Origin of the sequence: Pseudoclavibacter sp. CFCC 14310, from assembly GCF_008831165.1 — a bacterium.
Taxonomy (GTDB): domain Bacteria; phylum Actinomycetota; class Actinomycetes; order Actinomycetales; family Microbacteriaceae; genus Pseudoclavibacter_A.
Map to the genome: position 1 here is coordinate 106,896 of NZ_WBKC01000002.1, position 21,558 is coordinate 128,453.

Genomic DNA, 21,558 nt, shown 5'->3' on the forward strand with positions numbered 1-21,558 from the left:
TTAGGCCGCGGCCTCGTCTCCTGCCACCTCCTCATGCACGCCGGCCGCGTTGGTCTCGACCGATGCCGAACCCGCACGACCCGTGTGGTCGTCTGCGTCTTCGAAGCGCACCTGCAGACGGGCGTCGGCCGAAGTGCCTGCCGCGTCGGCATCCGCCGTCGTCTCTGCAGACGCCAGATCGACCGTCACCACCGTGCCGCTCGCCTCCGAGACCAGCAGGTCGGCGATGCGATCGTCGACCTCGCGCTGTACCGTGCGGCGCAGCGGACGAGCCCCGTACTCGGGCTCGAAGCCGTGTTCGGCGAGCCAGTCGACCGCCTGGTCGCTGATCTGCAGGCGGATGCCCTGGTCGGCCAGCCGCTCGGCCGTCGCCGCGATCATGGTGCGTGCGATCAGCCTCACCTGCTCACGCGAGAGACGACGGAACAGCACGATCTCGTCGATGCGGTTGAGGAACTCCGGTCGCATCGCCTCACGAAGCCGGCCCATCACCCGATCGCGCAGCGCCCGCTCCGAACCGAAGCCCGTCGCGTCGTCGCCGGTGTTCGCGACGAAGCCGAGCGCTCCCGACCGTGAGGCCAGAAACTCGGAGCCGATGTTCGAGGTCATGATGACCACGGTGTTGCGAAAGTCGACGGTGCGCCCCTGGCCGTCGGTCAGCCGCCCGTCGTCGAGCACCTGCAGCAACAGGTTGAACACGTCGGGGTGCGCCTTCTCGATCTCGTCGAGCAGCAGCACCGAGTACGGCCTGCGCCGCACGGCCTCGGTGAGCTCGCCGGCCTCGTCATAGCCGACGTAGCCCGGGGGAGCGCCCACCAGCCGCGCTGCGGTGTGCTTCTCGCCGAACTCCGACATGTCGAAGCGCAGCAGCGCGTGCTCGTCGCCGAACAGACTGGCCGCGAGCGTCTTGGCCAGCTCGGTCTTGCCGACCCCGGTCGGGCCGAGGAACAGAAAGCTGCCCACGGGCCGGTTCGGGTCGCCCAGACCGGTGCGGCCACGACGCACGGCCCGAGCCACCGCGGCGACCGCGTCATGCTGACCGATCACGCGCTCGTGCAGTTCGCTCTCGAGGTGCGCGAGCCGTGTGCGCTCGCCCTCGCTGATGCGATCGACGGGAACACCTGTTCGGCGCGCGACCACCTCGGCGATCTGTCGCTCGTCGACCACCGCCTCGGTCGGTGCCGGCGCCGAACTCGTCGTCGCGGCGTGCTGATGCTCGATGCGGGCATTGTGCGCGCTCGCCGCGTCAAGAGCCGCCTGCACCTGTTCGATGCGGTCGCGAATCTGGCCGGCCTGCTCATACTGCTCGGTCGACGCTGCGGCGTTCTTCTCGGCCTCCAACTCCATGAGCTGGCGCATCAGCGCCTGCGTGTCGATGCGATCGCCGAGCCGCAGACGCAGCCTGGCTCCGGCCTGGTCGATCAGGTCGATCGCTTTGTCGGGCAGACGACGATCGGGCAGGTAACGGGCCGACAGACGCACGGCGGCGTCGAGCGCGGCATCCGTGTACCGCACGTCGTGATGCTCGGCGAAGGCGGGCGCGACGCCGTGCAGAATGCGCACGGCGACGTCCTCCGACGGCTCGTCGACGGCGACCGGCTGGAACCGGCGCTCCAAGGCGGGATCCTTCTCGATCCTGCGATATTCGTCGAGCGTGGTCGCGCCGATCATATGCAGCTCGCCTCGAGCCAGCCTTGGCTTGAGCATGTTGGCCGCGTCGAGGCCGTCGCCCATGCCGCTGCCGCCGGCACCGACGACCGTGTGCAGCTCGTCGATGAAGACGATGAGCTCATCGCGATGCGCGGTGATCTCGTCGAGCAGCTTGGTCAGGCGCTCTTCGAAGTCGCCGCGAAAGCGCGTGCCGGCCACCATCGACGCCAGGTCGAGAGAGACCAGGCGACGCCCGGCGATCGCGTGCGGAACCTCGTCGTCGACGATCGCCTGCGCGAGGCCCTCGACGACGGCGGTCTTGCCGACGCCGGCCTCGCCGACGAGCACGGGGTTGTTCTTGGTGCGGCGCGAGAGGATCTCGACGGTCTGCTCGATCTCGTCGGCACGACCGATCACCGGATCGAGTCGGCCGTCGCGTGCCTGTGCCGTCAGATCGGTGCCGAAGCGATCGAGCATCGGGGTCTGCGATGTGGCGGATGCATCAGTCTGCTCCGCATCGCCGCCTGCGTCCGCCTCCGATGAGCCGGAGTTCGCAGCCGCAGCGTCGTCGACGGGTGCCACGTCATCGGGCTGCCGGGCAGACTGCCGCATCGAATCGATCAGCGACTGCGCGGTCACGCCGAACCCTGCCAGGATCTGTGCGGAAGGCGCATCCTGTGCGAGCACGAGTGCGAAGAAGAGATGCTCCAGATCGACATAGGTCGAACCCGAGGCGCGGGCGACCTGGAAGGCATGGAAGAGGGCGCGCTGCAGCGAGGGCGTGACGTCGGGGGCCTCGGTGACGGTCGCGCCGTCACGAGCGACGGGCAGCCGAGCTTCGACCTCGTGAGCGAGCTGCTGAACGCTCACGCCCATGCGGGTGAGCACGTCGTGCACTGGGGCGTTCTCGGCGAGCACGCGCAGCATGTGCAGGGCGTCGACCTCGGTCTGACCTCTTCTGACCGCGTACGATCCGGCCTCGGCCAGAGCCTGCTGTGTGCGCTGGGTCAGAAACCTGCTGATGTCGATGGTGCGCTGGCCTTCGGCAGCCTGCTGCCGTGCCTGCTGTGCGTTCAGGTAGCGTGCGAGAAACTCGTCGAATGATCCCTGCCCGCTCGGTTCGCGTTCGCTCCCGTTCTGGGGGTTGTTCTCTGGCACAGTACCTCCTCGTCGGTGTCTGCGAGGGCGATACCGATCTGACAGTCGTTCAGACGTCGCCACCCTCAAAGTTGAGTGCCGTACGCTCAACCTAACGTCCGGGTGTCGCAGGTATTCCCCTGCGTCGCTTCCGTTCGCGGCATCACGAGCGCCATGCCTTAAACTGAACGGCATGCCCTCCGCCAGCCCGCTGCGCATCGCCATGATCTCGCTGCACACGAATCCCTATGGCGACCCCGGCACGGGCGACGTCGGCGGCATGAACATCGTGATCCAGCACCTTGCGGCCGAACTGGCCGCGCTCGGTCACCAGGTCGATGTGATCACACGCCGCAGCGCTCCCGAGCAGCCCGACGCCATCGAGCTCGCCCCCAGACTCATGCTGCGCACGATCACGGCCGGGCCCGAGCATCCGCTGCCCAAAGCCGAGCATGAGGCGTACATCGACGCCTTCGCCGGGCAGCTGCGGGCACTCGGCGACTACGACGTGATCCACGCGCATCACTGGTACTCCGGTCTGGCGGCCCTGCCCGTCGCTCGGGAATGCGGCGCGGCGATGCTGCAGAGCTTTCACAGCATCGCGGCAGACGCCGACACCGCACTCGACAACGGCGAGCCTCCCGAGGCGCCCGGGCGTCTCTCGGCAGAGCGCACTCTCGCACGCGAGGCCGATGCAGTGATCACGGTCAGTCATGCCGAGCAGCGCACCGTGGTCGAGCGGCTGGGCGGCGAGCCATCGCGGGTGCACGTGGTGTCTCCCGGTGTGGATGCTCGGTGCTTCCACCCGGGAGAGGCCGCAGTTCCGAGATACGTCGCCGCCGCAGCCCGCATCGAGCCGCTCAAAGGGCTCGACCTCGCCGTCGCCACGATTGCGTCGACTGACGACTCGCTGCGCCCTGATCTGCGCATCGCGGGCGGGCCGAGCAGCCAGGACGGCGGCTGTCTGACGGCTCTGCGCCGACAGACCGCCGACGCGGGCATCGGCGACCGGGTGCACTTCGACGGCGCGATGTCGCACGCCGAGCTGGCCGATCTGATGCGCGGTGCCTCGGTGTTCCTGGTTCCGTCGCACTCTGAGACCTATGGTCTGGTCGCACTCGAGGCAGCCGCAAGCGGGGTGCCGGTGATCGCGATGGCCACGGGAGGCCTTCCCGAGGCGGTGCACGACGGCGAGACCGGTCTGCTCATGCGCGATCGCTCGCCCGAGACCTGGGCGCGCGCGCTGACCCGGCTGCTCGACGACGCCGAGCTGCGCGAGCGCATGGGGCGTGCAGGCCGTGCACTCGCTCTGCAGCGCAGCTGGGCGAAGAGCGCCCGACGGCTCGTGCAGATCTACTGTCAGCAGCGTCGGATGACGCGCTCGACGGTGCAGCCGGTATGACCGCTCGCGAACGCGTCGCCGCTATCGACTGCGGCACGAACACCGTGCGCCTGCTCGTGATCGAGGGGCCCGCACCGACGCGGGAGCTCGTGCGCCGCACACGCACGATCCGTCTCGGCGAGGGCGTCGACCGCACGCATGCCTTCGCACCGGCGGCGCTCGACCGCCTTGGCGTCGCCTTGGCAGACTACCGCCGCGATCTGACGCGTCTCGGCGTCGCAGACGACCGGCTGCGCTTCGTGGCGACGTCGGCGAGCCGCGACGTGCATGACGCGACACCGCTGCGCGACGTCGTCGAATCGACTCTCGGCGTGCGGCCCGAGATCATCAGCGGTGTCGAAGAGGCCGACCTCTCGTACGCCGGCGCACTCACAGGAATGCCGACACAGCCCATGACGCTGGTCGTCGACCTCGGCGGCGGCTCGACCGAGCTCGTCGTCGGACGCAACGGCCGACCGACCGCCGCGTGGTCGATGAACGTGGGCGGCGTGCGCCTCACCGAGCGACACCTCGATGCGCACCGGCCGATGTCGGCGGCACAGCACGCGGCGATGGTCGCCGACGTCGACTGCGCCCTCGACGAAGCCGAGGCTCATGTTTCGCTGGCTGGCGTCGAACGGATCATCGGCGTCTCTGACTCGGTCGGCATGATCGCAGCGGTGACCGCCGGCGTTCGTGCCGAGCGCTTCGGCGAACTGTCGGGCGGATGCTGGAGTCTCGACGCGCTGCAGGCCGCCTGCACTCGTCTGATCGCCGCCGACCCGCATGCGCTTGCCGAGATGGGCGTCGACCGCACACGCACTGACCTGGTCTCCGCAGCTGCGGTGATCTGGTCACGGGTGAGCGCGCGCATCGCCGCCCGCTCACACTGCGACCACGCCGTCTACAGCGAGCATGACATCCTCGACGGCGCCGCTGAGACGTTGCTGGCAGGCGGTCGAGATCGGCGATGAGCAGTTCACGGGGAAGGACGAGTGAGGAGCACCGCAGGTCGACGAAGCCGACATCTCGATCATCGCGCGGCAGGAGCGGATCGCCCGACCGACGCGTGACGACCATCGTGCTGATCGCGACGATGGGAGCCGTCGCCTTCGGCTATGACACGGGCGTGCTCGCGGGCGCGCTGCCGTTTCTCAGTCAGCCGCGAGACGCCGGCGGCCTGGGACTCGACGCCCTGGCCGAAGGCGTCGTCACGTCGGCGCTCGTCTTCGCCGCGAGTCTCGGCGCCCTTGTCGGCGGGCGGCTCGCAGATCGCCTCGGACGCCGCCGAACCCTGCTCTTCGTCTCGCTCGTCTTCGCCGTCGGCGCACTGGGCACCGGGCTTGCGCCGAGCGTCGAGGCGCTGGTGGGGTGTCGGGTGGTGCTGGGCCTCGCCGTCGGAGCCAGCTCGACGATCGTGCCCATCTTCATCGGCGAGATCGCCCCGGCGCGGCGGCGCGCTGGGCTGGTCACCCGAAACCAACTGATGATCGTCACCGGGCAGCTGCTCGCGGCGGTGGCGAACGCTGCGATCGCGCAGGCGTCGTCTGACGGCGAAGCGTGGCGACACATGCTGCTGGTCAGTGCGACCCCGGCCCTGCTGCTGTTCGCCGGGCTCTGGTTCGTCCCGGAGTCGCCGCGCTGGCTGGCGACGCACGGTCGCCCCGAGGCTGCGCGCCGTGTGCTCGAATCGATTCGCAGCACCGGCGAGAGCGAGCGCGAGCTGCAGACGATCACGGCGCTTCACCCCCGGGCGAATGAGCCTGCAGGTGCGACGCAGAGAACGGATCGGCATCCGATGCGGGCCCGCTGGGTGCGCCGTCTCGTGCTGATCGGTGCCGGTCTGGGCATGGTCTCCCAGCTGACGGGCGTGAACTCCGTGATGTACTTCGCACCGAGCATCCTCGCGACCAGCGGGCTCGGCACGCAGGCGGCGCTCACCGCGACCATCGCCACGGGAGTGGTCTCGGTGCTCGCGACGCTCGTCGGCATCCGCGTGCTGCGTCGTCTCGGCCGACGCCCGATCATGATCACCGGGCTGATCGGCGTCGCCTCGTCGCATCTGCTGCTGGGCCTCGCCTTCGCCCTGCCGTTGGGGCCGGCCCAGCCTTGGCTCGTGCTCGCCCTCATGCTGGTGCTGCTCTGCTTCGTGCAGTCGATGGTGTCAGTGGTGTTCTGGCTGATGACGGCCGAGCTGTTCCCGCTGCAGGTGCGGGGACTGGCCGCCGGTGTGGCGGTCTGCGTGCAGTGGCTGTCGAACGGCGTCGTCGCGCTGCTCTTTCCACTGGCCTTCGCGCACCTGGGCGGCGACGTCTACTTCGTCTTCGCCGCGGTCAACGTGCTGAGCGCATGGTTCGTCTGGCGTGCGCTGCCCGAGACGCGAGGGCTGGCGCTCGAAGAGGTCGAGAGGATGCTGCGCCGACGTCTCAGCTGAAGCGATCGACTGCGTAGACTCGGTTCATGCGCTCTGAGACCGACCCTGAGAAGACCGGTGCGAGTTCGACCGTCTGCACACCTGAGATCCGCGTCTACCGCGGTGGCCGACTCGAACGGGAGACCACCTCTCTGACCGAGCTCGAGCAGCTGCAGCACGACGCCGAGCGCACCACGTGGGTCGATCTGCCGACGGCCGATCATGAGGCGCTCGTGCAGATCGCGCAGACGCTGCATCTGCATCCGCTCGCGATCGAAGACGTCGAAGAGAGCCATGAGCGCGCGAAGCTCGTTCGCTACGAGACGCATCTGTTTCTGACGCTGTATGCGATGGCTGCGCCGAACGATGTCGAGTCCGAGCTCGAACGGCATCAGATAGACATCTTTCTGACCAGAAACGTCGTGGTGACCGTGCGACACGGCGACGGCTTCGATCTCGGCGGTGCACGACTGGCCTGGGAAGCGCATCCGACGCTGCTGGCGATCGGCGGCATCACGGTGCTCTGGGCGATCGTCGATCAGATCGTCGACACCCATTTCGACACCGTGCAGCAGCTTGACGAGAGCATCGACGCTCTCGAAGACGAGCTCTTCGGCGACACACCGGACTCCCGCGGCATCCAGCTCAACGCCTATCATCTGCACAAGCGTCTGGTCACCCTGCGTCGGCTGGCGCTGCCGACCAGAGAGATTCTCAGCAGCGTGATCAATCGTGCCGAGCCGCCGCTGCCCGATGCGCTGCGGCCATACTTTCTCGATGTCTATGATCACGTGCTGCGCGTGAGCGACTGGACTGACTCGCTGCGAGACCTGGCCAGCACCATCATCGACACGAACCTCTCGAGCCAGAGCAACCGGATGAACCTGGTGATGAAGAAGCTCACATCGTGGGCGGCCATCATCGCCGTGCCGACGCTGATCACCGGCTTCTTCGGCATGAACGTGAACTTTCCCTATTTTCAGACCGATGTCGGTGCGGTGATCGCCGTGACGCTGATCGCGCTGACCTCGGTTGGGCTCTACGCCTGGTTCAAACGCCTGGACTGGCTGTGAGCCCGGCGGTCTGGGGAGCACTGCTTGCCGCGTCGATCATGGTGAGCCTCACCCCGGGCGCCGGAGCCATCTCGACGATGACGAATGCGCTGAACGTCGGGTGGCGCCGGTCGATCTGGGGCGTGCTCGGCCAGCAGATCGGTCTGCTCATTCTGCTGGTGATCGTGGCCTGCGGGCTGGGTGCGCTGCTCGCACACGCGCCGGGAGTCACCACGGCGATCCGCTACGCCGGCGCCGCCTACCTCGGCTACCTCGGGGTTCGGCAGCTGCTGCTCGCGCGCGCCGTCGGTCGGGTCGCCCAAGACGAGGACACCGACACCGGCGCGGCTGCCGAGAACCAGGCCGCCGATTCGGGGGATGCTGCCGGCGTCAGCCGATACCTGAGACCCGGCGCGATGGTGATGCGCGGAACCTGGGTGAACCTCAGCAACCCCAAGGCGATCATCTTCTTTCTGGCCTTCATGCCGCAGTTCATCGATGCGTCGAAACCGGTCGTGCTGCAGTATGCGGCGGTGATCGTCACCATGATCGTCGTCGACATCTGTGTGATGTGGGGCTTCTTCGCTCCTGCCGCACGCGCGGTCGGGCGATTCGCGCGAAACGCGCATGGTCAGCGTGTGATGAATGCGGTGTTCGGGGTGCTGTATCTTGCGGTCGGCGTGCTGCTGATCTTTCTGCACTGAGGCCTGCCTCAGCGCGACGTAATGCGCGATTCGTCGTGCGGGTGATCGGGCGATGTCGGTGCGACGAAGTACCATGGGCGGCATGAGGCCGATGCGAACGACCCAAAACTCCGCACCGACACCAGGCATGTCGCACACGCACAGATTGGTGAGCACGTCGAGATCGCTGCGTCTGCCGAGATCGACCCTGGCACGACTCTCGGCTCTGCTGCTGGCGGCCACGCTGCTCGCGTTGGCGCTGCTGGCGACGTCCGTCAGACCGGCAGCGGCATCCGTCGACGACTTCAGCTTCGAATCGATGTCTGTCGACTACCACCTGAGCCGCGACGCCGACGGCAGAGCCCGAATCGATGTCACCGAGACTCTGGTCGCCGACTTCCCGAGCTTCGATCAGAACCGCGGTCTCGTGCGCAAGATTCCCCTTGACTATGACGGGGTGGCGCTCGACCCGACGGTCACGGCGGTCTCCGATGACGCCGGCCGCGCAGTGGTGTACGACACCAAGCGCGTCGGAGGCCAGCTCGAAGTGTCTCTCGGCTCAGACGAGTTCGTGCACGGCAGGCAGACCTACGCGCTGAGCTACACCATGCAGAACACCGTGCGTCACTTCGCCGACACCGACACCGACGAGTTCTACTGGGATGTCAACGGCGAGAGCTGGCAGCAGCCGTTCGGGGTCGTCTCTGCGACGCTCACGGTCGATCCCTCGCTCGTCTCCGCCCTGAACGGCCAGGCCTCCTGCTACCAGGGTGCACACGGCTCGACCGCGCGCTGTCAGATCGTGCGTCTCGAAGACGCGGGTGACGCTGCCGCCCGGTTCACCGCGCAGACTGACGGCGGGCTTGCCCCCGCGCAGACCATGACCATCGCGGTCGGCTTCGCTCCGCAGACCTTCGTGATCCCCGAACCTCCCTCACGGGCATGGTGGACGACATGGCTGCCGCTGGGGCTGAGCGCAGTCGCTCTCGGGCTCGCCGTCGCCCTGGTCGTCGTGCGAAGCCGCCGGTGGCGGGACGCCCCGGGGCGTGGAGTGATCGTTCCGGAGTACGCACCGCCCGCTGGGCTTCCGATCGTCGCCGGGGCCGACCTGGTCAACCGGATGAACAGCTGGATGCCGGCCGCAGTCATCGACATGGCGGTTCGCGGCGTCGTTCGCATGGTCGACATCGAACATGTCGGCATGTTCGGCGCCAAGAGACCGAGCTTCGCGATCGAGATGGTCGACCCCGCTCGAATGCAGGCTCATGACGCAGAGGTGCTCGCCGTGCTGGCCGGGCCTCGTCAGCTGCAGCCGGGTGAGCGCGTGGCCATTGAGACGAAGCCCGACCAGCACCGTGCCGAACGTGCGCAGGCGGTGATCGCCGATGTTCAGCAGCGACTCCTCGCCGGCGGGTTCCGAGCCGTACCGACCTCCACGCTGCCGCTTGCCCTGCGCGTGTCAGGGTGGGGCATGATGGCGATCTCCGCCGCGTACGGGCTGTGGGCGCTGGTGCAGGCCGAACGCATCACCTGGTGGCTCATCGCAGCCGGGTTGGCCACGGTGGGGTCGCTGATGCTGCTGTTCGTGGCCCTGCCTCGTCCGAAGACGCTGACCGAAGCGGGTGCCGAGGCAAGAGACGAGGTCAAAGGCCTGAAGATGTACATGGAGCTTGCCGAGCGAGATCGCTTCGCCGTGCTGCAGAGTGTGCAGGGCGCCGAACGCATCGATCTGTCCGACGGCTCGACCAGTGTGCGTCTGAACGAAAGGCTGCTGCCGTGGGCGGTGCTCTGGGGCATCGAAGGCACTTGGGCGAAGCAGCTGCAGGTCGACTACGAGCGCACCGGCAGCCAACCGGGGTGGTATGACTCGATGACGCCGTTCACTGCAGGAGTCCTCGCTTCCAGACTCGCCGCGTTCAACACCGCTGCGACCACTTCGGTGCAGCCGCCCACCTCAGGAGGCAGCTTTTCTGGTGGGGCAGGGGGCGGGGGCTTCGCAGGTGGTGGTGGCGGTGGCGGCGGCGGTGGCGGCCGTTAGCGCTACCGGGTCGCTGCAGCGGCGATCATCGCTCCTGCCATCGTCGACTGCACAGACGCGTCTGCTCTCGAACCGCATCAGATGACGGGGCACTGCTGCAATCGAAAGAAGGGTCAGATGCGATTCTGTCGATGCCGTTTCAGAGCCTGCTGCACCACTGTGCCCACAGTAGACATTGGCGCATCGACGCCGAAGACCACGACGACCGATTCGGCGTCTGAGACGGTCGGCAGCTGAGGGCGGTCATGATTTCCCTCGGCTGCCGACGATTGTGGCTGCGCCTGTGACGGCTCGCCGACGACGGGCGCGAAGATGGTGAGCAGACGATCGAGTTCGACGCTCAGGTCTCGACGGGCCTGGTCTGGTGAGAGCTGATCTCGAATGGCCTGCCGCAGCACGGCATTGTGCGTGGTCGCGACGACGTCGGCGAACTGCAGAGCCTCGATATGTCGCAATGCGGGCAGCTGCTCGCGCAGATATCTGTCGAAGGCCTTCTGATATCGCGTGATGGTAACGATCTCACGATCTCGCAGTTTGTGCGTGGCTCGCACGATGCGATCACGCGAGCGGATGCTGGGAAGACGGGCCAGAAAACGATCGAGCACCAGCAGTGCGGCGTCGATCACGTCTCTGCGTGCGTCGACGGTGACCACCTCACCACGCAGACGTGCGGCGAAGAAGGCATCAACCTGTTCGAGGATGTCATCATGGTCGGCGAAGATCACATCGTCTTTGGTCCCGAACTGACGAAAGAACGTGCTGCGTGACACATGGGCTGCGGCAGCGATGTCGGCGGCGCTCACCTCGTCATATCCCCGGGCGGTGAACAGTGCGAGGGCGATATCGGCCACTTCGACTCGACTCAGCGATGCGGTGCTCATTCGGTCACGCTACCACGCAGGTGCACCCAAGAAATGACACCGCCTCGCATGATCCATCGCAGCAGGCGTATGCCACGCAGTGCTTGGGAAAACCATCCACCGTCGCCGACCTCGTCCGGAGCCTCGCCGAAGCCGACGTCGTCGCCGGACGGTGGGTCTGGAAGACTGGAAACGTTACGTTTAGTTCTCGGATAGGCACGCCCTACGCTGAGAGCGGATGTCTGCAAGCAGGAGGATCATATGTCGACCCCGGAACCAGCGACACGCGCAAAATGGCTGCCCCGCGGCCCCGGCGTGATGTCCGGCTTCTCGACGACGGTCGGCGTGCTGCTGGCAGTGCTTCTGGCCGCTGTCGTCGTCGCGATCATCAAGCCGCTGACCCTGGTGTTCTTCGCCCTCTTCATCACACTCGGACTGGAGCCGGTGATTCGCTGGCTCGAGAGCAAGGGGATGAAGCGCCCGCTGGCGCTCGGCACGGTGCTCGGCGTCGGCCTGCTGATCTTCGGCGTGGTCGTCTGGATGATCGTGCCCGGCATCGTGAAGCAGGTCGGCCAGTTCGTCGACACGGCGCCAAAGAGCTTCGACGAAGTCAGCCAGCGGCCCTGGTTCCTGCACGTGGACGAGCAGTTCAACGGAGCCGCGACCACGACGCTGCACACGATCGAGACGCAGGTGACGAACCCCGACTTCTGGTGGGGCGTCGGCGGTGGAGCCTTCGAGATCGGCCGCGGCGTGGTCGACGCCATGACCGGCACGATCTTCGTGCTGATTCTGACCCTCTACTTCGTGGTCTCCCTCGATCGCATGAAGCAGGCGTTCTCTCTGCTGGTGCCGAAGACGAAGCGGGCGAACGTCATGGACATCACCGAAGAGATCACCGGATCGGTCGGCAGCTACCTCGGGGGCATGGTCGTTCTGGCCTTCTGCAACGCGGTCTTCAGCCTGATCGTGATGACCGTCTTCGGCGTTCCGTTCTCGCTCGTGCTTGCCATGCTCGCGCTGTTCATCACGATGATCCCGCTCATCGGCAGTGTGATCAGCACCGTGCTGATCACTGCGGTCGCCCTGCTCAGCTCACCGCTCACCGCGGTGTTCGTCGCCGTCTGCCTGATCATCTACATGCAGGTCGAGGCATATGTCCTGACTCCGCGCATCGTCGGCACGAGCGTCAACATTCCCGGATCGCTCGTGCTGATCGGCGCGATGGTGGGTGCGACGCTCGCCGGACTGATGGGGGCGCTCGTCGCCTTTCCCGTCGCCGCTTCGATCCTCATCATCGTCAAACGCGTGATCGTGCCCGCTCAGGAGCAGCGCTGAACTGCCCGGCGATGTAACCTGCGCGCAACGCAGGTCGGCGTAGAATCTCCCCTCGGCGTGGCAGGCTCACGACTCTGCGTCGAGCCTGGAGCAGGAGAGCTCCTGTTCCTCGCCGCTTCATGACATTGAGGAGACGACATGGCTCGAGGAGCTTTCGACTGGCGGCTGCACGGAGACGGCGTGCACATCGGACCGGGCGAGGCGGTGGCTCCCGACGAGCGACTGACCTGGCCGCGCACGATCGGCATCGGCACCCAGCATGTAGTCGCCATGTTCGGCTCGACTTTCCTGGTGCCGCTGCTCACCGGATTCCCACCGGCGACGACCCTGCTGTTCTCCGGCCTCGGCACCATCATCTTCCTGCTGCTGACCCGAAACCGGGTGCCCAGCTATCTCGGATCGAGCTTCGCCTTCATCGCCCCGATCGCCGCGGCGCAGAGCGAGCACGGGTACGCGGGCGCGCTCGGCGGCGTCGTGATCGCCGGTGCCACGCTGTTCGTCATCGGTTTGATCGTGCAGTGGGCGGGCGTTCGATGGATTGAGTGGCTGATGCCGCCTGTCGTCACCGGTGCGATCGTCGCTCTGATCGGCCTGAACCTCGCACCCAGCGCCAAGGCGAACTTCGAGGTTGCCCCAATCACCGCGCTGGTGACACTGGGAGCGATCATCCTGTGGGGCGTGCTCTTCCGTGGGTTCCTCGGTCGTCTGTCGATTCTGTTCGGCGTGGTCATCGGCTACGTCACTGCGGTCGTCCGCGGTGAGGTCGACTTCTCGGCCATCGCCGACGCGGCATGGTTCGGACTGCCGCACTTCCAGACGCCCACCTTCCACATCTCGACCGTGGGCCTCTTCGTGCCCGTCGTCTTCGTGCTGATCGCTGAGAACATCGGACATGTGCGGTCGGTCGGCATGATGGTCGGCCGAAATCTCGACGACAACATCGGTCGTGCGCTGATCAGCGACGGTCTTGCCACGGTGCTCGCGGGTTCGGGCGGCGGCTCGGGCACGACCACCTACGCAGAGAACATCGGTGTGATGGCCTCGACCAAGGTGTTCTCGACGGCGGCCTACTGGGTGGCCGGCATCGTCGCCGTTCTGCTGAGTCTCTTTCCCAAGTTCGGAGCGGCGATCGCCACGGTGCCCGCCGGTGTGCTCGGCGGTGCCGGTGTGGTGCTCTACGGCATGATCGGTGTGCTCGGCGTGCGCATCTGGGTCGAGAACAAAGTCGACTTCTCGAAGTCGATCAACCTGACCACAGCCGGGGTCGCGCTGATCATCGCGATCGCCGACTTCACCTGGCAGGCCGGCGACCTGGTGTTCGGCGGCATCGCATTGGGAACCTTCGCCGCCATCGCCGTCTACCACGTCATGCGTGGAGTGACCCAGCTGCGCGGCGGACGCAGCACGACGCCGGTTTCGCCGGCGAGCACGGATCGCGTGGACGAAGCCGCGCACTGATCCACGCGAGTCGGCCGAGCCGGGCCGGCCGTGACATCCTCATCACCATGACACGACTAGGCTGAGAGCATGCGTCTGATCACTCCCAATCACCCCCTCATCGACCACAAGCTGACCGTTCTCCGAGACCGGAGCACCCCGCAGCCGGTGTTCCGTCAGCTCGTCGAAGAGCTCATGACGCTGCTGGCCTACGAGGGAACCCGCGACGTGGCCGTCGAAGACGTCCGCGTCATGACACCCGTAGCCGAGACCACCGGTGTGCGGCTGCAGCAGCCGCTGCCGCTGGTGGTGCCGATCCTGCGCGCAGGTCTCGGCATGCTCGAGGGCATGACGAAACTGCTGCCGACCGCTGAAGTGGGGTTCCTCGGCATGGTGCGCGACGAGCAGACGCTGCAGCCGACGACGTATGCGAAGCGGCTGCCCGACGACCTCAGCGATCGTGCCTGCTTCGTGCTCGATCCGATGCTCGCGACCGGCGGTTCGCTGATCGGCGCGATCGACTACCTCTTCGAACGCGGAGCTCGCAAGGTGACTGCGATCTGCATTCTGGGTGCGCCGCAGGGAGTCGAGGCGGTCGAAAAGCACTTCGAGGGCCGCGATCTCACCGTGGTGCTCGGCGCCGTCGACGAGGGACTGAACGACCAGAGCTACATCGTTCCGGGCCTCGGCGATGCCGGCGATCGGCTCTACGGAACCATCGACTGATCCCTCCCGGGGCCGTGCGTCGCCCGGCGCCGCATCCGGTATCGTGGGGTGCGGAAGTTCCACGAGTCTTTCGCAGGGCGAAAGATCTCACCGAACCTGATCAAGGGAGACAGTTCATCCATGGCGAAGATCATCTACACGCACACCGACGAGGCCCCGCTGCTCGCCACGTATTCCTTCCTGCCGATCCTGCAGGCGTTCACCGCGACCGCCGACATCGATGTGCAGACGAAAGACATCTCGCTGGCCGGCCGCATCCTGGCCGCGTTCAGCGATCGCCTTCCCGCAGAGCAGCAGGTGGGCGACGCGCTGGCCGAGCTCGGTGCGCTGGCCAAGACGCCTGAGGCCAACATTCTGAAGCTGCCGAACATCTCGGCATCGGTGCCGCAGCTCAAGGCAGCCGTCGCCGAGCTGCAGAGCAAGGGCTTCGACGTGCCAGACTTCCCGGACGAGCCGGCAGACGACGACGAGCGCAGCGTGCGCGCCGTCTACGACAAGATCAAAGGCTCGGCGGTCAACCCCGTGCTTCGTGAGGGAAACTCCGATCGTCGTGTGCCGGTCGCCGTGAAGAACTTCGCGCGCAAGCATCCGCACTCGGTGGCTGAGTGGTCGCCCGAGTCGAAGACTCGCGTGCTCACACTCGGCGATCATGACTTCCGTCACAACGAGCAGTCGGTGGTGCTGCCGAAGGCCGACGATCTCACCGTGCAGCTCGTCGCCGACGACGGCAGTGTCACGGTGCTGAAAGAGTCGATCCCGGTGCTCGAGGGAGAGGTCTTCGACGCGACGTTCCTCAGCGCCAAGGCGCTGGATGACTTCCTCAAAGAGTCCATTCAGCAGGCGAAAGACGCCGGCGTCATCTTCTCAGTGCACCTCAAGGCGACCATGATGAAGGTCTCAGACCCGGTCATCTTCGGTCACGTCGTGCGCGCGTTCTTCCCCGACCTCTTCGAGAAGTACGGTGACGCCCTCGAAGCGGCAGGCATCAGCGCGAACAACGGTCTGGGCGGCGTGATCGCCGGCATCGACTCGCTGCCAGAGGATGTTCGCGAAGGTGTGCGCGAGGCCATCGAGGCCGGCTACCAGAACGGTCCGCGTCTGTCGGCGGTCAACTCTGACAAGGGCATCAGCAATCTGCATGTGCCGAGTGACGTCATCATCGACGCCTCGTTGCCCGCGCTGATCCGCAACGGCGGTCGGCTCTGGGACATGACCGGTGCCGAGGACGACACCTTCGCGGTGATTCCGGACAGCTCCTACGCCGGCGTCTACGAGGCCACCATCGAAGACGCGGTGCGCAACGGCAAATTCGACCCGACGACGGTGGGCAGCGTTCCCAACGTCGGTCTCATGGCGAAGAAGGCAGAAGAGTACGGCAGCCACGACAAGACCTTCGTGATCGATCGACCCGGCGTCGTGCAGGTGCTCGACCAGGCAGGCGAGGCGCTCATCGAGCAGCGCGTCGAGGCCGGCGACATCTGGCGCGGCTGCCAGAGCAAAGACGAGTCGATTCGCGACTGGGTGAAGCTCGCGGTCACTCGTGCGCGTCTGTCCGAAACGCCCGTCGTGTTCTGGCTCGACGACAGCCGTGCCCACGATCGCAACCTCATCGAGAAGGTGCACGCCTACCTCGCCGATCTCGACACCGAGGGGCTCGACATCCGTGTGCTCTCGCCGATCGAGGCCACGAAGTTCACGCTGAAGCGCTTCCGCGCGGGCGAAGACACCATCTCGGCCAGCGGCAACGTGCTGCGTGACTACCTGACCGACCTGTTCCCGATTCTGGAGGTCGGCACCAGCGCCAAGACGCTGTCAGTCGTTCCGCTGCTCGCCGGCGGCGGCCTCTTCGAGACCGGTTCCGGCGGTTCGGCCCCCAAACACGTGCAGCAGTTCCTGGCCGAGAACCACCTGCGCTGGGACAGCCTCGGCGAGTACCTCGCCATCAGCGAGAGCCTGCGCTTCCATGCTCGAAAGAGCGACAGCCCGCGCGCGCAGGTGCTGGGCGACGCGCTCGACCAGGCCACCGAGCGCTACCTCAACGAAGATCGCTCGCCGTCGCGCAAAGCCGGAGAGATCGACGACCGTGGCAGCCACTACTACGTGGCTCGCTTCTGGGCTGAGAACCTGGCGCAGCAGACCGACGACGCCGAGCTCGCCGAGCTCTTCGCCCCGGTCGCCAAGGCGCTGTCCGAGGGCGAGCAGCAGATCACCAGCGATCTGCTCGCAGTGCAGGGCAGCCCGGTCGACATCGGCGGCTACTATCGTCCCGACGACGCACTCGCCTCGGCGGCGCTGCGTCCCTCGGCCGCACTGAACGAGATCATCGACTCGATCGGTCGCGCCTGAACGACGCACCTCTCGGTGGCGCACGGCCTGTGACCGGCGCCGAGACGCCGGCATCCACGTGCAGAACGTGTGATGCCGGCGTCTTTCGTCTCCGCGGCCCTGCCGCGCAGCCGAGTCCACAGCTCGACGCGCGGCAGATCACTCCGGCAGATGTCGGCGAAAGATGTCGGTCGGCGAACCGAAATGTGCCATTCTGACACGACCACGACCGACATCGTATACACCGGTTGTTTCCCCTCTCGGCACTGTCAGAATGAGTGATGTGCGGCCAAGGACGGTCGCGAGGCTGCCGGGCCAGCTTGGTCCGGCGACAAGCGGAATATAAGGAGCATCATGACGATCTATGCAGCGCCCGGCAGCGAGGGCAGCCTGATCACGTTCCAGGAGAAGTACGACAACTTCATCGGCGGCGCATGGGTGCCGCCGGCAGACGGGGAGTACTTCGACAACATCACTCCGGTCACCGGCAAGGTCTTCACCAAGGTGGCACGCGGCAAAGGCGCCGACGTCGAGAAGGCGCTCGACGCCGCATGGGCGGCGTTCCCGAAGTGGAGCAAGCTCTCGGCAACCCAGCGAGCCGACATCCTGTGGAAGATCGGCGACCGCATCGACGCCAGCCTTGAGAAGCTCGCCGTCGCTGAGACGTGGGACAACGGCAAGCCGGTGCGCGAGACGCTCGCCGCCGACATCCCGCTGGCGGCCGATCACTTCCGTTACTTTGCCGCCGCGATCCGCGCGCAGGAGACCAACACCAACGAGATCGACAGCGACATGGTGGCCTACCACTTCAAAGAGCCGCTGGGCGTCGTCGGTCAGATCATCCCGTGGAACTTCCCGATTCTGATGGCAGCGTGGAAGATCGCTCCCGCCCTGGCGGCGGGAAACACCATCGTGCTGAAGCCCGCAGAGTCGACCCCGGTCTCGCTGCTCGAACTGATCAAGGTCATCGAAGACCTGCTGCCGGCCGGCGTGCTGAACATCGTCAACGGCTTCGGCGCCGAAGCCGGAGCTGCGCTGACGTCGAGCAACCGCATCCGCAAGATCGCGTTCACCGGGTCGACGACGACGGGTCGGTTCATCGCGCAGCAGGCCGCGAACCTGATCATTCCCGCCACGCTCGAGCTGGGCGGCAAGAGCCCGAACATCTTCTTCGAAGACGTCGCCGACAAGAAAGACGACTTCTACGACAAGGCGCTCGAGGGCTTCGCGCTCTTCCAGCTCAACCAGGGCGAGATCTGCACCTGCCCGTCGCGTGCGCTGATCCAGGAGTCGATCGCCGACACGTTCCTGCCCGACGCAGTGGCTCGGGTCGAGAACTCGATTCAGGGCAACCCGCTCGACACGGCCACTCAGGTCGGCGCCCAGGCCAGTGAGGCTCAGCTGAAGAAGATTCTCAGCTACCTCGAGATCGGCAAGCAGGAAGGCGCAGAACTGCTGACCGGCGGTGAGCGCAATGTGCTCGACGGCGATCTTGCGGGCGGCTACTACATCAAGCCGACGATCTTCAAGGGCAACAACAAGCAGCGCATCTTCCAGGAAGAGATCTTCGGGCCGGTCGTCTCAGTGACGACGTTCAAAGACTTCGACGAGGCGCTCGACATCGCCAACGACACGCTCTACGGCCTCGGCTCGGGCGTGTGGAGCCGCAACGGCAACATCGCGTACAAGGCCGGCCGCGGCATCCAGGCCGGTCGCGTCTGGACGAACACCTATCACAACTACCCGGCGGGCGCGGCCTTCGGCGGCTACAAGGAGTCGGGCATCGGTCGTGAGACGCACAAGATGGTGCTCGATGCCTACCAGCAGGTCAAGAACCTCCTGGTGTCGTACAGCGAGAAGCCGCAGGGCTTCTTCTAAACCGACGCACACCACGTGTGACCCTGATCGTTCCGGCGGTCAGGGCAGCATACGGGGGTGACCGCAGGCCGAGTCACAGCTGTGTCGACTCGGACATCGACGTGACGGGGCGTGCCCGATCGTTCCGATTCGGAGCGGCGGGCCGCCCCGTCATCGTCTTCGATGGCTGGCGCTCGACGTGCGCGTCCGTCACGATGGGAACACCGGCATCTTCGATGCCTTCGACGAAGGAGTCAATCATGAGCCCACGCACTGAGTCAGTCGACGGCACACCGGCCGCACTGCTCGAACAGGCGCTGCACTCGCGAGTCGTGATCACGACCGCGGCTGCGGCGGTGCTGCACACCATCCGTGAGAAGCACGGCGACGTGATCTTCCATCAGTCCGGCGGCTGCTGCGAGGGGTCAGGGCCAGCATGCTTTCGAGTGGGCAGCTACATCGTCTCACCGCTCGACCGACTGCTGGGCTTCGTCCTGGACGGCAGCAGTGCGGATGCCGCGGGCACGCCGGTCTGGATCTCCAGCACACAGTTCTCGGCGTGGGAGCACACACAGGTCGTGATCGACGTGGCAGAGGGTGTGGGCCTGGGCGGATTCTCGCTGGAGGGGCCCGAAGGGTACGTCTTTCTGTCTCGCGGGCGCCTCTTCAGCAGCGAGGAGACCGCCGAGCTGGCTCCGGCTCCCACGAAGGCCGAAGTCGACGCAGGGGCTGAGACGCCGAGACCGCTGCCGCCGGTCGATCTCGACGGCGAGTTCGGCTCGGTCTGTCAGCTGCCGACCTTCTGATCAGATGTCTTCCAGGCCGTAGGCGCGCATCTTGCGGTAGAGAGACGACCGCGAGATGCCCAGCGCCTGAGCCGTCGCCGACTTGTTTCGGTTGCACTCGTACAGGTTCTGCACGATCGCATCCCGCTCGATGGCCTCCATGGCGGTGAGCACCATGAGATCGCTGAGGCTCGCGAAGCGTGGGATGTCGCTGCGCTGCACGGTCTGCCCGGGCTCGAGATTCGAGACCAGCGTCGCGAGCACGTCGTGCAGCTGCTTGAGGTTTCCGGGCCAGCTCGACTGGCTCAGCGCGGCCATGGCGTCGTCAGCGACGCGCAGCGGCTGTCTGTCGCCGGCGAGCACCTGCAGAAACTGTGCGACGATGCCGGGAATGTCGTCTGGGCGATGTCGCAGAGCGGGAATCATCGTGGTGTGCTGAAAGAACGGAAGCAGCTGCGCCGAGGGCATCCGGTCGCTCATGTGCGACGGGTTGTACGTCGCGGCCACCAGCACGTCGGCGGAACGCGTGATCAGGAATTCGGCCAGCGGCTCGATGGTCTCTTGCGGCAGCGAGTGGATGTTGCGCAGAATGAGCAGGTCTGGTCGGCCGGCGAGCAGCTGTGCGAAGCCGCGGCCGCGACGCACGCGACGATACAGGTCTTCGGGCTCGACGATGGTGCTGCGGCCGTCGGGCTTGAGCTGGTGGAAGATCTCGTCGACGGCCGAGGTCTTGCCCGTTCCGGTCTCGCCGACCGCGAGCACCGACTCGCGTCGACGCAGTGCTGCGCCCAGATCGGTGCGAGTCTGCAGCCACAGAGGAGACCGACCAGAGAGCAGCTGGACGTCTGCGAAGCGACGATAGTTCTCGCCCAGACGCATGGTGCTGCTCGTGCCGGTGTGGCCGATGACCCCGAGCGAGCGACTGGTGCCGATGAACTCGAGCTCGAGCACCAGACCGTCTTGAGCGAGCCCGGACGACATCAGCAGCGTCGGCTTCATCACGCACTCGGCGCCGGTGTGCAGACGAACCTGTCGGCGATCAGCGCTGTGCTGGGTGATCATGCGCAGGGCGGTGCGCTGCAGCATGGCACGGTCTTCGACGTCGAGCGTGAGCGTCGCCCAGGTGTTGCAGATCTCGAAGCCGTCGGCGTAGGCGAGCACCGGTCCGGTTGCCAGCGCGTCGCGATCGCTGAACAGGCGCAGCAGCGGCTGGCGTTCGCTGGTCGTCTCGTCCAGCAGTCGATGCTCGATGCGTCTCTTGGCGATGCTGAGGGTGTGACGCATCAGCTTGGTCGCGAGTTCGTCTCGGGTGGCCTTGGTGGTCATCTCGACGACGCCGATGAGCTGACCGCTGATCGGGTGGCGCAGCGGCAGGCCGACACAGGCGTACTGCTGGAAGGCGTCGTTGAAGTGTTCGGCGCCGATGACGGCCGTGGGCCTGCCCGTCGCGAGCGTCGTGCCGATGCCGTTCGTGCCGACCGACGCCTCGGCGAAAGAGTAGCCGGGCAGCATGTTGATCTCGCTGAGCGAGTCGCGGCCGGAGATGTCGCAGAACGCGGCCGACACGATGTTGCCGGTGGTGTCGGCGACGACGACGCCGGCGCTGACCTCGCTGAGGTCGCCGGCGAGGGTCTGCAGCGCTTCGGTCGAGTGCCGGGCCAATGGTGTCTGAGCCACGCTGCTGATCGGCGTGAGCTGCTGCAGGTCGTGCGCCGAGACATCGGCCTCGCGGCAGCGGCGCCAGGAGTCGGCGATCTCAGGGCGCAGCAGCGCGTCGTCGACGGCGCCGGAGGTGATCAGCCGCTCGCGGGCCCGGACGGCCCCAGAGAGGCCTTTGGGCATGAGAGGCGACGGAACTGACACGGGTGCAGTCTAT

Annotated in this window: 16 protein-coding genes; 12 read left to right on the plus strand and 4 right to left on the minus strand. The window is 66.4% G+C overall.

Annotated features, from left to right (window positions below):
• Window positions 1-2,808: an ATP-dependent Clp protease ATP-binding subunit gene (locus F8O06_RS04240; protein ID WP_225733394.1), complete on the minus strand. Its 2,808-nt coding sequence runs from the start codon at window positions 2,806-2,808 to the stop codon at window positions 1-3.
• A 172-nt stretch (window positions 2,809-2,980) separates the two neighbouring features.
• On the opposite strand from F8O06_RS04240, the gene F8O06_RS04245 reads away from it, so the two are divergent.
• The 6 genes from F8O06_RS04245 (at window position 2,981) to F8O06_RS12160 (ending at window position 10,354) form a co-directional block, all read left to right on the plus strand.
• Window positions 2,981-4,189, plus strand: coding sequence for a glycosyltransferase (locus F8O06_RS04245; protein ID WP_158037684.1), 1,209 nt, complete (start codon window positions 2,981-2,983; stop codon window positions 4,187-4,189).
• Window positions 4,186-5,142 (plus strand): exopolyphosphatase, encoded by a 957-nt coding sequence (locus F8O06_RS04250; protein ID WP_158037685.1) that lies wholly within the window; start codon window positions 4,186-4,188, stop codon window positions 5,140-5,142. The genes F8O06_RS04245 and F8O06_RS04250 overlap by 4 nt, the downstream gene beginning before the upstream one ends.
• 95 nt (window positions 5,143-5,237) lie before the next feature.
• Window positions 5,238-6,602: a sugar porter family MFS transporter gene (locus F8O06_RS04255; protein ID WP_263970002.1), complete on the plus strand. Its 1,365-nt coding sequence runs from the start codon at window positions 5,238-5,240 to the stop codon at window positions 6,600-6,602.
• Window positions 6,603-6,628: 26 nt separating this feature from the next.
• Window positions 6,629-7,654, plus strand: coding sequence for a magnesium transporter CorA family protein (locus tag F8O06_RS04260; RefSeq protein WP_158037687.1), 1,026 nt, complete (start codon window positions 6,629-6,631; stop codon window positions 7,652-7,654).
• Entirely contained in the window at window positions 7,651-8,337 is a 687-nt protein-coding gene (locus F8O06_RS04265; protein ID WP_158042597.1) for a LysE family transporter, read from the plus strand. Before F8O06_RS04260 ends, F8O06_RS04265 begins: the two co-directional genes overlap by 4 nt.
• A 148-nt stretch (window positions 8,338-8,485) precedes the next feature.
• Complete coding sequence (locus F8O06_RS12160; protein WP_192496835.1) at window positions 8,486-10,354, plus strand: DUF2207 domain-containing protein; 1,869 nt, start codon at window positions 8,486-8,488, stop codon at window positions 10,352-10,354.
• Between the two features lie 113 nt (window positions 10,355-10,467).
• Here F8O06_RS12160 and F8O06_RS04275 read toward each other — a convergent pair whose 3' ends face one another.
• The gene (locus F8O06_RS04275; protein WP_158037688.1) at window positions 10,468-11,235 is read right to left on the minus strand and encodes a TetR/AcrR family transcriptional regulator; all 768 of its coding nucleotides are present in this window, start codon (window positions 11,233-11,235) and stop codon (window positions 10,468-10,470) included.
• Between the two features lie 240 nt (window positions 11,236-11,475).
• Here F8O06_RS04275 and F8O06_RS04280 point away from each other — a divergent pair, with 240 nt between their 5' ends.
• The 5 genes from F8O06_RS04280 (at window position 11,476) to F8O06_RS04300 (ending at window position 18,918) form a co-directional block, all read left to right on the plus strand.
• Window positions 11,476-12,552 (plus strand): AI-2E family transporter, encoded by a 1,077-nt coding sequence (locus tag F8O06_RS04280; RefSeq protein WP_158037689.1) that lies wholly within the window; start codon window positions 11,476-11,478, stop codon window positions 12,550-12,552.
• Window positions 12,553-12,690: 138 nt separating this feature from the next.
• On the plus strand, window positions 12,691-14,010 hold the full coding sequence (locus F8O06_RS04285) for a uracil-xanthine permease family protein (protein ID WP_158037690.1): 1,320 nt from the start codon (window positions 12,691-12,693) through the stop codon (window positions 14,008-14,010).
• Between the two features lie 69 nt (window positions 14,011-14,079).
• Entirely contained in the window at window positions 14,080-14,715 is a 636-nt protein-coding gene (gene upp / locus F8O06_RS04290) for a uracil phosphoribosyltransferase (RefSeq protein WP_158037691.1), read from the plus strand.
• A 120-nt stretch (window positions 14,716-14,835) separates the two neighbouring features.
• Entirely contained in the window at window positions 14,836-17,061 is a 2,226-nt protein-coding gene (locus F8O06_RS04295; RefSeq protein WP_158037692.1) for an NADP-dependent isocitrate dehydrogenase, read from the plus strand.
• Between the two features lie 333 nt (window positions 17,062-17,394).
• Window positions 17,395-18,918 (plus strand): aldehyde dehydrogenase family protein, encoded by a 1,524-nt coding sequence (locus tag F8O06_RS04300; protein WP_158037693.1) that lies wholly within the window; start codon window positions 17,395-17,397, stop codon window positions 18,916-18,918.
• A 73-nt stretch (window positions 18,919-18,991) separates the two neighbouring features.
• Here F8O06_RS04300 and F8O06_RS12165 read toward each other — a convergent pair whose 3' ends face one another.
• Window positions 18,992-19,159, minus strand: a complete 168-nt coding sequence (locus F8O06_RS12165) for a hypothetical protein (RefSeq protein WP_192496836.1) — start codon at window positions 19,157-19,159, stop codon at window positions 18,992-18,994.
• On the opposite strand from F8O06_RS12165, the gene F8O06_RS04305 reads away from it, so the two are divergent.
• Window positions 19,158-19,703: a DUF779 domain-containing protein gene (locus F8O06_RS04305; RefSeq protein WP_158031181.1), complete on the plus strand. Its 546-nt coding sequence runs from the start codon at window positions 19,158-19,160 to the stop codon at window positions 19,701-19,703. The genes F8O06_RS12165 and F8O06_RS04305 overlap by 2 nt on opposite strands.
• Here F8O06_RS04305 and F8O06_RS04310 read toward each other — a convergent pair whose 3' ends face one another.
• The gene (locus F8O06_RS04310) at window positions 19,704-21,545 is read right to left on the minus strand and encodes a sigma-54-dependent Fis family transcriptional regulator (protein ID WP_158037694.1); all 1,842 of its coding nucleotides are present in this window, start codon (window positions 21,543-21,545) and stop codon (window positions 19,704-19,706) included.
• Window positions 21,546-21,558: the final 13 nt, after the last annotated feature.

Excerpts from the sequence above, each read along its gene's own strand:
- F8O06_RS04275 (WP_158037688.1), bottom strand. The coding sequence starts at position 11,235 with ATGAGCACCGCATCGCTGAGTCGAGTCGAAGTGGCCGATATCGCCCTC.
- F8O06_RS04280 (WP_158037689.1), top strand. The coding sequence starts at position 11,476 with ATGTCGACCCCGGAACCAGCGACACGCGCAAAATGGCTGCCCCGCGGC.
- F8O06_RS12165 (WP_192496836.1), bottom strand. The coding sequence starts at position 19,159 with ATGATTGACTCCTTCGTCGAAGGCATCGAAGATGCCGGTGTTCCCATC.
- F8O06_RS04305 (WP_158031181.1), top strand. The coding sequence starts at position 19,158 with ATGAGCCCACGCACTGAGTCAGTCGACGGCACACCGGCCGCACTGCTC.
- upp (WP_158037691.1), top strand. The coding sequence starts at position 14,080 with ATGCGTCTGATCACTCCCAATCACCCCCTCATCGACCACAAGCTGACC.
- F8O06_RS04245 (WP_158037684.1), top strand. The coding sequence starts at position 2,981 with ATGCCCTCCGCCAGCCCGCTGCGCATCGCCATGATCTCGCTGCACACG.
- F8O06_RS04295 (WP_158037692.1), top strand. The coding sequence starts at position 14,836 with ATGGCGAAGATCATCTACACGCACACCGACGAGGCCCCGCTGCTCGCC.
- F8O06_RS04285 (WP_158037690.1), top strand. The coding sequence starts at position 12,691 with ATGGCTCGAGGAGCTTTCGACTGGCGGCTGCACGGAGACGGCGTGCAC.
- F8O06_RS04260 (WP_158037687.1), top strand. The coding sequence starts at position 6,629 with ATGCGCTCTGAGACCGACCCTGAGAAGACCGGTGCGAGTTCGACCGTC.
- F8O06_RS04250 (WP_158037685.1), top strand. The coding sequence starts at position 4,186 with ATGACCGCTCGCGAACGCGTCGCCGCTATCGACTGCGGCACGAACACC.
- F8O06_RS04300 (WP_158037693.1), top strand. The coding sequence starts at position 17,395 with ATGACGATCTATGCAGCGCCCGGCAGCGAGGGCAGCCTGATCACGTTC.